This is a genomic window from Candidatus Aminicenantes bacterium (genome assembly GCA_026393855.1).
In the GTDB taxonomy this organism is placed as follows: domain Bacteria; phylum Acidobacteriota; class Aminicenantia; order Aminicenantales; family UBA4085; genus UBA4085.
Map to the genome: position 1 here is coordinate 104,814 of JAPKZJ010000007.1, position 11,366 is coordinate 116,179.

The 11,366-nt window shown below is 63.3% G+C and carries 8 protein-coding genes; 4 read left to right on the top strand and 4 right to left on the bottom strand.

Annotated elements, in window-relative coordinates; genetic code table 11:
- Positions 1 to 158 precede the first annotated feature (158 nt).
- Positions 159 to 776 (bottom strand): hypothetical protein, encoded by a 618-nt coding sequence (locus NTZ26_00705; protein ID MCX6559007.1) that lies wholly within the window; start codon positions 774 to 776, stop codon positions 159 to 161.
- A gap of 213 nt (positions 777 to 989) precedes the next feature.
- On the opposite strand from NTZ26_00705, the gene NTZ26_00710 reads away from it, so the two are divergent.
- From NTZ26_00710 to NTZ26_00720, 3 genes are all read left to right on the top strand, one after another.
- A complete protein-coding gene (locus NTZ26_00710) occupies positions 990 to 1,214 on the top strand; it encodes a hypothetical protein (GenBank protein ID MCX6559008.1) in 225 nt (74 codons plus the stop codon).
- A 77-nt stretch (positions 1,215 to 1,291) separates the two neighbouring features.
- Positions 1,292 to 4,147, top strand: coding sequence for an ATP-binding protein (locus NTZ26_00715; protein MCX6559009.1), 2,856 nt, complete (start codon positions 1,292 to 1,294; stop codon positions 4,145 to 4,147).
- A gap of 4 nt (positions 4,148 to 4,151) precedes the next feature.
- Positions 4,152 to 5,537: a sigma-54 dependent transcriptional regulator gene (locus NTZ26_00720; protein ID MCX6559010.1), complete on the top strand. Its 1,386-nt coding sequence runs from the start codon at positions 4,152 to 4,154 to the stop codon at positions 5,535 to 5,537.
- Here the strand turns inward: NTZ26_00720 and NTZ26_00725 are convergent, their stop codons facing one another.
- The 3 genes from NTZ26_00725 to NTZ26_00735 form a co-directional block, all read right to left on the bottom strand.
- Positions 5,538 to 8,174: a M1 family aminopeptidase gene (locus NTZ26_00725; protein MCX6559011.1), complete on the bottom strand. Its 2,637-nt coding sequence runs from the start codon at positions 8,172 to 8,174 to the stop codon at positions 5,538 to 5,540. It abuts the gene before it with no gap.
- A gap of 153 nt (positions 8,175 to 8,327) precedes the next feature.
- Positions 8,328 to 8,771: an adenosylmethionine decarboxylase gene (gene speD / locus NTZ26_00730; GenBank protein MCX6559012.1), complete on the bottom strand. Its 444-nt coding sequence runs from the start codon at positions 8,769 to 8,771 to the stop codon at positions 8,328 to 8,330.
- Between the two features lie 404 nt (positions 8,772 to 9,175).
- The gene (locus NTZ26_00735) at positions 9,176 to 9,619 is read right to left on the bottom strand and encodes an Lrp/AsnC family transcriptional regulator (GenBank protein MCX6559013.1); all 444 of its coding nucleotides are present in this window, start codon (positions 9,617 to 9,619) and stop codon (positions 9,176 to 9,178) included.
- Between the two features lie 162 nt (positions 9,620 to 9,781).
- Here NTZ26_00735 and NTZ26_00740 point away from each other — a divergent pair, with 162 nt between their 5' ends.
- Positions 9,782 to 11,188 carry a glutamine synthetase family protein gene (locus tag NTZ26_00740; GenBank protein MCX6559014.1) on the top strand — a complete coding sequence of 469 codons (1,407 nt, stop codon included), beginning with the start codon at positions 9,782 to 9,784 and terminating at the stop codon, positions 11,186 to 11,188.
- The last annotated feature ends 178 nt before the right edge of the window (positions 11,189 to 11,366 follow it).

Genomic DNA, 11,366 nt, shown 5'->3' on the forward strand with positions numbered 1-11,366 from the left:
TAGCGAGGCCGGCGCCTTTTTCCATAGCTCTCTGAGGGAAGCCAACCCTCGCGGGGACGATCGAAGCGACGTCCCTACGAGGACTGCGAAGCGCTGGAGGCGCCGAAGAGAGCTGTGGGAAAAGGCGAGAAGAGGCCGAAGCCGCCGGGACGATACCCCTAGCCGCGTTTCCCGGAGTTAGGAGATGTGCCTTTTTTATGCTCCGTCCGGGCCTGCCACAAGACTGCGCCGGCCACCCCCGCCGCCATGCCCAGAAAATCGTGCAGGAAGTCCGTCATGAGGTTGTCGAAGGCGCTTTCGCGCCCGATGTCCCCCTCGCCGAGAAGAAACCAGCCTTCGCCCCGGCCGCCGATCCGGTAGCCGACAAATTCGACGAGCTCGTTGAAAAGCCCGATGCCCAGGGTGATCAGCATGGCCATGAGCGCCGCCTCGGCCTTGCGGACGGCGAATTTCTTCATGTATTGATAAGCCAGCAGGCCGACCGCGATGCTGTTATAGGTATGGACATAGGAATCGTATTCCAACCCGAAAAAGGTCATCCCATACAGCCCGGTGACGGCGGCGGCATGGAAGATGCCGATGCCCGCCGCCAAGGCGAAGAGCAGGGGCGTGAGGTTGAGCATCCGGCGCAGGAGATAGACGCCCCAGAGGAGGAGGCCGACCACCGTCGCGTCCAAGGCCCAGATGGGGCGGCCCAGGACGAAAGCCAGGCCGACCACGACCGCCATCAGAGCCCAGGCGACGCCCAAGATGATGCGGAAGGGGCGGTTCGGCATGGGGCGATTCTAGCACAGCCAGCGCACTCCGACCCAGCACTACAACTGACTTTGCCGTCCTAATAGGCTTAGACCACCGACCAACTTGGACGGATTGCGCAGCACCGTAGCACCGACGCTTCGGCAGAGTGGAGGTGTTGACTTCCCCGGGCCGTTGCATGTAACTTGGAGTCGATGTCGCCAATCGATCGCAGGCGGGGAACCGGATGGGCCATGATCCTGTGGCTCGGCTTGGCAACGCTTTCCGTGGCCCTCGCCCCGGCCGCAACGCCCCAGAACGATGCCCAAATCCGCCCCAAATCCGATTACATGGGCTCGATCCTGTCGCGCAACACAAAAACCATCGGGCTTCTCCAGGACCGGACGTTACAGCGGATGATGAGCCAGACCGGCCGCAAATGGGCCGTGCGGTCCAGCGCCCGCCATATCCTGGATTGACGAGAGCTCCCGGGGATGGGATTGACCCTTTATAATCTTTATTATAGACTGAATTCAATTTTTTGGATCAGTTCCTAATGCGGAAGAAAAACTACTGGCTCCTGGCCCCCATCGTCATTCTGGTGGCTTTGGGCGGATGGAACATCGCCCGCCGGATCGGTTGGCAGGAGCCTACGGATGGAGTGGTCTGGAAGCTCCGGCCGGAGGGGCTGACGGCGGTCAAGCTCGATCCCAACGGCCCGGCCTACCTCTACGGCGGGGTTAAAAAGGGCGACGTCCTCCTATCCATCGACGAGAACAGGATCCGAACCAAGATCGACCTGGTCAAGCAGCTCTGGATCGCCTCCCGATCCGGCCGCAAGGTCACCTATCAGATCAGCCGCGGCGGGTACCTGCTGCCGCCGACGCTGACCCTGGCCCAGAAGGGCACGCCCATCTACTATTATTACCTGGCTCTGATCGGGTTGATGACCCTGATCATCGCCCTGATCGTCTTCTTCAACTCGGGCCATCCCCTGGCCGCAACCAACATCTACTATTATCTTCTCTCCGTCCTGCTTTACATGTTCTACGTCTTCTCGGCCACGGGCGAGCTGGACGCGGTCGACAGCGTCTTCTACTGGCTGGACAAGATCGCCTTCTGCGTCTTCCCGCCGCTGCTGCTCCATTTCTTCCTCATCTTCCCCCAGCGCAAGAAAGTCATCAAGGACCGGCCCGGGCTCCTGCTCCTGCTCTACATCCCGGGCCTGCTGTTGCTCCTGGCCCGGGCGCTCTTTTTCCTGCCCCTGATTAAAAGCATGAGCGATGCGCTCGTCCTGCAGGTCAACGGCCTGTTGGCCAAGCTCGATCTTTTCCACTTCGCCCTCTACACCACGATCACCCTGGCCACCATCGCCCATAGCTATTTCCGCCACCCCTCCTTCCTCGTCCGCAAGCAGCTCAAGTGGATCGTCACCGGGCTGGGTTTCGGCGTCGTGCCCTTCACCATCCTGTACATCGTCCCCTTCCTGGCCGACCAGGCCCCTTCCCAGGTAGGCGAGCTGACCATTCTGCTCCAGACCCTCATTCCGCTGTCGTTCGCCTATTCCATCTCCCGCTACAAGCTGATGGACTTGGAAGTCATCCTGAAGAAGGCCGCCACACTCGTCTTCTCCTATTTCGTTTTGGCCCTAGTCTACCTCGTCGTCAGCTCCCAGACCCGGATCTTCGTCGAAAACCGGGTCAACGCGCTGGGCTTGGGCGTCGTGGCTCTCATCCTGGGCGCCACCCTGTTCGGCCCGCTGAAAAAGCTTTTCCAGTCGCTCTTCGACCGCGTCCTCTACCGGCGCAGCTACGAATATCGCCGGACCCTGCTCTCGATCAGCCGCGAGCTGAGCCGCGAACGCAACATGGAGTCCCTGGCCCAGTCGCTGCTGGAGCATATCGGCAACGCTCTGTCCCTGCGGACGATCGCGCTCCTTCTGCCGGCCGAGGCGGACAGCCCGGACTTCGTGGTCCTGGGGGCCCGCGGCGGCCCGGAGGCTCTGCCGGCCCGGCTGCGCCTCGACCCCGAGATCCACGACATCCTGCGGCGGCGCGACTCGCTGTCGCTCTTCGGCATGACCGAACGACGGGAGCTGCAGATCAAGTTCGAGCAGCTCTCGAGCTACGGGTTCGAGCACTTCCTGGCCCTCAAAGTCGAGGGCAAGCTGGTCGGCTGCCTGGCCATGGGCAAAAAGGCCGACACGAACTTCCTGTCCTCGGAGGACTGGGAGCTTCTGACCACCATCTCCTCGCCCGTCGCCCTGGCCGTCGAGAACGCCACGCTCTACCAGCAGGCGGGGGTCCGGACCGCCGAGCTGGAGCGGCTGAAGGACTACAGCGAGAACATCATCGAAAGCCTGACCGTCGGCGTCACCGTGCTCGACACCGGCGGCCGGATCATCGGTTGGAACCGGGTCATGGAAGGCTCGTTCGGCCTCCGTAAGGCCGAGGTCATCGGCCGGCGCCTGTCGGCCGTCCTCGACCCGGAAGCCTACGCCGCCCTGTACCCCACCAGCACGCAGGAAGCCTTCAACCTGCTGAGCGAGATCCCGATCGGCCTGCCCTCGGGCGAGAAGCGGATCTTCGACGTGGCCAAGACGCCGCTGCTGGACAACCGGCTGGCGCCCTACGGCACGATCATCGTCTTCGAGGACGTCACCGACAAGATCAAGCTGCAGCAGCAATTGGTGACCTCGGAAAAGCTGGCTTCGATCGGGCTGCTCTCGGCCGGCGTCGCCCACGAGATCAACACCCCGCTGACCGGCATCTCCAGCTATGTCCAAATGCTGCAGAAGAACCTGACCGACACCCACCTGGCCCAGGTCCTGGGCAAGATCGAGGCCCAGACCGACCGCGTCTCTCGGATCATCAAGAACCTGCTCAGCTTCGCCCGCAACCCGTCCGACCTGGCCTTCCACCGGGTCGACCTCAAGGACAGCCTGCAGGAGATCCTCTCGCTCATCGACTACAAGCTCAAGACCATGTCCATCGTCCTGGACCTCGACCTGGCCCCGGTCCGGCCGATCTGGGCCCAGGGCGAGCGCCTGCAGCAGGTCTTCATCAATATCATTCTGAACGCGCTGGACGCCATGCCCGAAGGCGGTCGTCTGCGGATCTCCCTGGCTGAGACGGAAGCCGAAGCCGTCATCGAGATCTGCGACAGCGGGTCCGGAATCGAGGAGCGGCACCTGGCCCGCATCTTCGACCCCTTCTTCACCACCAAGGGCGTCGGCAAGGGGACGGGCCTGGGCCTGTCGATCAGCCACGCCATCATCACCGAACACGAAGGCCGGATCGCCGTCCGCAGCGCCTCCGGCCAAGGCACCTGCTTCTCCATCTCCATCCCCAAGGACCTCGACCGCCGGCGGCGGGGCCTGCCCAAGCCCGATCCCACCTCTTCCCCCGCGTGACCCCATGACCCAGCCCGCCCGCATCCACGTCATCGACGACGAGCCCATCATCCAGGACGTCCTGCAGCAGCTTCTGACCTCGGAGGGCTTCGAGGTCGAAATCTCGGCCAACGGCGCGGAGGGTCTGGCCAAGCTCGGCCAACAGACGTTCGACCTGCTGTTGCTCGACCTGCTCATGCCGGGGATGAACGGTCTGGATGTCCTGCAGGCCGTCCGCCGGATCGACCCTCAGGCCCTGGTCATCATCATCACCGCCAACGCCTCGGTCGAGTCGGCTATCGAGGCCATGAAGCGGGGCGCCTTCGACTACGTCCAGAAGCCGTTCAAGCACGAGGAGCTTCTGCTGACGATCGAGCGGGCCCTGGAGCACAAGCGCCTCCAAGCCGAAAACGTCCGGCTGCGAGGCGAATTGGAGCGCAAGTTCAGCTTCGGCGCCATCCTCGGCCGGAGCAAGGTGATGGAAAGCGTTTTCGAGCTCATTCGAGCCGCCGCTCCGACCCGGTCGACGATTCTGATTCAGGGGGAGAGCGGGACGGGCAAGGAGCTGGTGGCCCGGGCCATCCACCAGAACTCCAACCGGGCCGGCCTGCCCTTCGTCACCGTCAACAGCGGTTCGCTGCCCCCCGACCTGTTGGAGAGCAACCTTTTCGGCCACGTCAAGGGCGCCTTCACCGGCGCCGTCAACGAGAAGCAGGGGCTGTTCGAGGCGGCCGACGAGGGGACGATCTTTTTCGACGAAATCTCCTCGGTCGGCCTGGAAACCCAGGCCAAGCTGCTGCGGGTCATCCAGGAGCGGGAGTTCATGCGGCTGGGCGGGACCAAGACCATCCATGTCGACGTCCGGATCATCGCCGCCACCAACACGGACCTGGAGGAGCTGATCCGCCAGAAGACGTTCCGCAGCGATCTCTATTACCGGCTGAATGTCATCAAGATCGATCTTCCTCCCCTGCGGGCCCGCAAGGAGGATATTCCACTCCTGGTCAAGCACTTCGTCGCGCACTATGCCAAGGAGAACGGCAAGGACATCGAGGGCGTCTCCGAGGACGTTCTGGAGATCCTGGAGAAAAGCTCCTGGCCCGGCAACGTCCGGGAGCTGGAGAATATGATCGAGCGGGCGGTCGTCTTCGCCAAGTCCCGCATCATCACCCGGGAGAACCTGCCGGCCTTCCTGCTGGCGCCGACCGGTCCGAACGGCCCGGAGGCTCCGCTCCCCGAAGGCGATCTCGACCTCAAGGAGCAAACCCTGAGCTTCCAGAAGCGGCTGATCGAGACCTCGCTCAAGCGGGCCAAGGGCGTGCAGAAAGCGGCCGCCGCCGCGCTCGGGCTGAAGCCGACGACCCTGAACGAGATGATCAAGCGTTTAGGGATAAATGTCGACGCCTTCTAGTCAAAGAATCCGGCCGGGGAAGATTCCGTCGGGATCGATTGAGATCCGGCTCGGACGGCCGCCGCAGGGCAGATCGAACGACTTGGTCGCCGTATCCACATCCAAAATCCGCCGGATCGTCTTTCCGTTCTCGACCCAGGAGACCCAGAGGGGGAAGACAAACGAGGGGCCGGTCTGGGTGACATGGAAGCGCAGGACCTTCGCGCCCTCGACCGTCTGGACGACATGGGACACCCGGATCTCCGGCAGCAAGTGGGAATTGAGCCAGAGGTCGAAGAACGGCTTCAAGTCGCGCCCGGCAGCGGCACTCATAGCCTGGATAAAGCCCGCGGTGCGGACGGCCCGGCCGCGGTTGGCCGCAAATACGCCGCGCAGGCCGCGGAAGAAGGGCTCATCGCCCAGCAGATCCAAGAGCATGCCCAGAACCAGAGCGCTCTTGTCGTAAACGATGGACTGGTAGGCGCTGAAATCGACTTGGCTCAGGCGCATGCCCATGGTGACGGGCCCGAAGTCGGACTTCTTGACCGTCCAGCGGGCGAACTTCTTGAGCAGGCTTCGATAGGCGCCCTCGCCCTCCTTGTCCCGCAGATAGAGGGCCGCGGCCAACTGGGCCAGCCCCTCGCTCAGCCACTGGTCCCGGTAGGTGGCCCAGGTCATTCCCTGGCCCCACCACTGGTGGGCGATTTCGTGGGCCAAGTAGCCGACCCGAAAGCGCCCCAGACTGACCGGCGTCTCCGCCTCCAGGGCAAACGTCCCGTCGGCCGAGCGCGGCAGCTCGTTGAAGACGACGAACGAGGCCGGGCTGTGCCCGCCCGCCGTCGGCCACTGCCGCTGGACGACGGTCAGCTTTTCGAATGGATAGGGACCGAACCAATCGCTGAAGGCTTTCAGGATCGACCGGCTCTCGTCCAACAAGGTTCGGCGGGGCAGGCGGATGTCGGAGGCATAGAAGGCTTCCACGGGGACCGGGTCGACGGAGACGCCGCCCCCGATGGGCGAAAGCCGGCCGACCAGGAAGGCCAAGGATTTCACGGGCGTCTTGGTCTCGAACCCGAAATAGGGATGCCCGACTTTCTCCAGCGCCGTGACCCGCCCGAGGCTGTTGACGACCCCCTGCTCCGTCGGCAGGCCGTTGGCGATGCAGGAGAATCCGGGCGGCACCACGATCCGCAGCTTGGCTTGGAAATAATCGTCCTGGGAAGGCGACGGGTACCAAGCCGCCGACTGACTGTAAAGGAACGTCTCGAACCGCGGAGTCGCCAGCGAGATCGAGGTGCCGACCTGACCGTCGGCCAGGGCGTCGATCGTCGGCGCCGGCGGGTCCAACACGCCCCGATAGAAGACCTCGATCCAGCCCGCGCCGCCCTTGGGCAGCGGCGTCAGCAGGTAGATATAGAGCAGGCCGCGCGACTTGTCCTGGGTGTAAAACAGGGATCGCCCGTCCTGGTCCTGGACGCGGAGGATGTCGAAAGCCGGATGGAGGTTGAACTTCAGGCTGTCCACGGAATCCAACCGGGCGGCGATGTCCACCCGGGCCCGGGCCGACAGGTACAGCTTGTCGGGCTGGAAATCGACGTCGATCTGATAGCCGAGGATATCCATCTGCTCGCCGAAGGAGACGAACATTCGTTTGAGCTCGCCCTCTTTCGAGCCGGGCGAGTAGAGGTTGATGATCCGGTCGGGGTTGCGGCCGGCCAGGTGGATCTCGTCCTCGGAAAAAGGCGAGAAGATGTAAGTCAGGTCGCCGGCCTTGCGGGCCTTCAGGTCGAAGACGACTTGATCTCCCTGCGGCAGGAACGTCATCGGCTCGCCGGTCAGGGAGTTCTCGACGGTGAACGAACCGGCATAGTCGGCGCTGTATAAGGCATAAGCCCTGTTGGCCTGGGCCTTGGATTCGTCGCTGGGCGGCCCCATGGGCTGTTCGCCCTCGATCCGGATGTGGGACTTGAAGTAGCTGGGCGAGAACCGCAAGTAGGCCGATTCGACCCGGTCCTCGAGCTCGGGTGTCCCGAAGCGGAGCTCGAGCTGATGGCGCTCGGTCTCGCTGGCGGGCGAGAACCGGAGGCGCCCGTCGCCCAGGACGATCAGCCCGGTCTCAAAATCCGGCAGGTTGTCGTAGTAGACGGTGGCATCGGTAAAAGTTAGGCGGAAGTCCTGATGGCCGATCTCGACTAGCCCGGCCCGCGAGGCGCGGCCGGAGGGGAGGCGGAGCTTGTAGAGGGTGCTGACGCTCCCGGACACCTCCTTCTCGACGATGCGCGGGACGCCGTCTTGCAAGACGAGGACGGCCCGCCAGTTCTCGAGCATGGCCGAGAGATCGTTCTGGAAGAAGACTTGCAGGAAGACCCGCTCCCGGCCGTCCGGTTCCTGGATCCGGCCGGCGACGCGGAAGAGGACGGACCTCATATGAAAAGTGTTCCGGAGATCGGCCGCTCGGCGCGTCTCCGACGCCCTTAAAGCGGGGGCGAAAGCGTCGGAGTACCCGTCGAGGTCGCCGGTCTCGAAGGCCCGCGACATCAGATCCCAAACGGCATCGGAAGGGGCTGCGGCGATAGAGGCGTTTTGGGTCGCGGCCAAGGGCGACGCCAGAAACAAAGCGGCGAGGAGAATCCAAATGTCCTGAGCCGGCCCTTTCACTCTTCCATTATATCCCAGTCGAGCGTGGGGCGATTTTCTCATGCGGTGTACCCGCCCATCTTAAAAGCATGAATTGTGCCAAGCGCCTGCGGCAGGTATTACGGACGGGAGAGGGATAGATTCGGGGAATTCGAGTAAAAATACTTTACAATTTTACTTCGCGCTTTTCTTGATCAAATGCTTGTTGAAGTCCTCTTCCCAGGTCACGAAGGAGTGGAAGAACCGGGAGTCGCCTTCGTCGATGCCGCGGGTGATCTCGGTGATGTGGGAAGAGGAGGCGCCGAAAGACTCCACGGCGTAGACCACGGCTTTCTCGGGATCGACGTGGCTGCCGCAGGTATAGATGTCCAGGGCGGCGTAGCGGCGCTCCGGCCAAGTGTGGGTGGAGATGTGCGACTCGGAGATGACCACGACGCCGCTGACGCCGCTGGGCGGGAATTTGCTGAAGGAGATGGCCCAGACCGTCGCCCCGGCGATCTCAGCCGCCTTGACCAGGATATCCTGAACCTTCTCGACGCTTCCGATGATCTTGGAATTACAGCCGGACGCCTCGACAATGTAATGATGTCCGACCGGTTCGTAGACTTTTTTTGGCAATCGTTCCTCCGTGGTTCGTGTGGCGCTTGAAGCAGGGGAATTATGGCACAATCCTCCCCCCTGTCAATAAAAAGGTTCGTCTCCCAACTCCGGGAGGCGCGGTCCGGGGTGCCGTCCCGGCGGCGCGGGTTTTTCACGCCTTTTTCGCGCTACTCTTCTCGGCGCCTGCGGAACTCCGCACATTCGATTTCTTCAATCTGCACGACACCCCACTCTGTCTCGTTCCCGATGATCATCACGTGCTCAAACATCCCTCGGCGCCGGGAAAGCCCGGTTCCCTCGAAGAGGTTCGCAAAAAAGTCTAAACCCGCGCGGTTTCGCCGTTGGCCGGCACCCCGAACCGCGTAGATCTTCCCGGAGTCGGGAGACAATCAAGTAAAAAGCCAATCGGGAATGGAGAGTATTTAAACGGCCAGGCGCCGCTCGTTCTTGATCGAGTTGAGGACGATGTGGGTGACCGTCCGGGCGACCTGTCTCATGCCGTTGATCTTTTTCAGGAACGTGTTGAGATCCTCGCGGCCGCGGAAATGGGCCACCACGAGCGAATCCCACTCCCCCGTGACGTCGAGGACCAGGGCCACGTGCGGGTCGCGAGCGATCTGGCGCTGGGCCTCCAGGAGCCGGCCCTGATTGATCCGCAGCGAGACGACCACGGTCAGGTCGAACCCAAACGCGGCCGGGTCGACGACAGGGATGTATCCGCTGATGGCGCCGGAGGCTTCCAGCTTCTTGATGCCGCGGATGACCGCGGTGGTGGAAGTGCCCAGCTCCTTGGCCATCTCGCGGTAGCTCTTGCGGGCGTTGGCGTTCAGAGCTCGGACCAGCTTTCTATCCATCGCCTCGATCATCGCGCTCTCCTTCCCGGCTCGGCCCTCCGGCTGGAGGGGAGCCGTTGACACCCCGGCGGAATCGCTTTAAAATGGCCGACAAATCATAAGCCGGGGGGCCCGCTGCGTCCCAGTCTAAGGGATCGGCCCGTTTTCCACAAGCCCCGGGAAGGAGAGGGGATCATGCCGACGATAAAGAAAGGCCCGGCCAAGGATTTCGGGTTCGCCGACGCCGAAGAGGTCCTGCGGGCGGTCCGCGACACCTCGCGGCGGATCGAGTTCATCCGGGTTTTGTTCGCCGATATCCTCGGCCGGCCGATGGAGTTCTCCTTCCCCGCCTCCGAGCTCGAGTCCGCCTTCAAAGACGGCAAGGGCTTCGACGGGTCCTCGGTCGAAGGCTTCGTCCGGATCGAGGAGAGCGACCTGGTCATCAAGCCCGACCCGACGACCTTCCGAGTGCTGCCCTGGACCTACCGCGGGGCCGCCGACGACACGATTTGGCGGGAGGCGGTGATGTTCGGTGACATCCGGACGCCGGAGGGCAAGCCGTCCCCGGCCGACAGTCGGCATGTCCTCAAGCGGGCCTTGGCCGGAGCCGCGAAGGAATTCGGGTTCGACGGCTTCTTCATCGGCCCGGAGCTGGAGTTCTTCATCTTCCCCAACGACCGCGAGCCGCGCCCGCTCGACCAGGGCGGCTATTTCTTCGCCGGGCGCCACGGCGAGATCCGCAAGGAAACGCTCCTGCTCCTGATGCGGATGGGGGTCCCGTCGGAATACGACCATCACGAAGTGGCCCACGGCCAACACGAGATCGACCTGCGCTTCGCCTCGGCCCTCGAGATGGCCGATATCGTCATGCTCGTCCGTTACCTGGTCAAGCGGGTGGCCCGGACGCACGGCCTCTACGCGACCTTCATGCCCAAGCCGATCAACGGCCAGAACGGCAGCGGCATGCACGTCCACCAGTCGCTCTGGAAGGGAGGCAAGAACGCCTTCTTCGACGGCCGGGATCCCTACGGCCTCTCGGCCGCCGCCCACGCCTACACCGCCGGCTTGATGGCCCACGCCCGCGAGACCTCGGCCGTGTTCAGCCAATGGGCCGTGTCCTACAAGCGGCTGATCCTGGGCTACGAGGCGCCGGTTTACATCGCCTGGGGCCAGCGCAACCGCTCGGCCTACATCCGGATTCCCCGCTATCAGCCCGGCAAGGAGAAGGCCACCCGGATCGAGCTCCGCTCGCCCGACCCCGGCTGCAATGTCTACCTGGCTTTCGCGACCATGCTGGCAGCCGGACTGGACGGGATCCGCAGCCGCCTGCCCCTGCCCGAGGCGGTCGAGGAGAACATCTACGAGATGAGCGGAGCCCAACAGAAGAGGCACCATATCTCCAATCTGCCCCGCGACCTGGAAGAAGCCGTCAAGCTGATGGAGAAAAGCCCGCTCGTCCGGGCGACCCTGGGCGACCACATCTTCGCCAAGTTCATCGCCAACAAGCGGCAGGAGATCGAGGACTACCGCAAGAACGTGGGGGCCGAGTTCGACAAGCAGGTCAGCCCCTATGAGGTGGAGCGATACCTGCCGTTCCTGTGACCGGACCGGTCATTTCACCTGAGCGAGAAAGGCCCGGGTATTGTTCGCTTCGTCCGCTTCCTTCACCGCGTCATTGGGATCAACGATCAACGTCAGAGGGCGCGAGCCGGCCGCCTTCAGCCAGGTGATGACCATCCGCTTTGTATCCCCGGGCTTCAACGTCGTGTCGTTCTCGGCG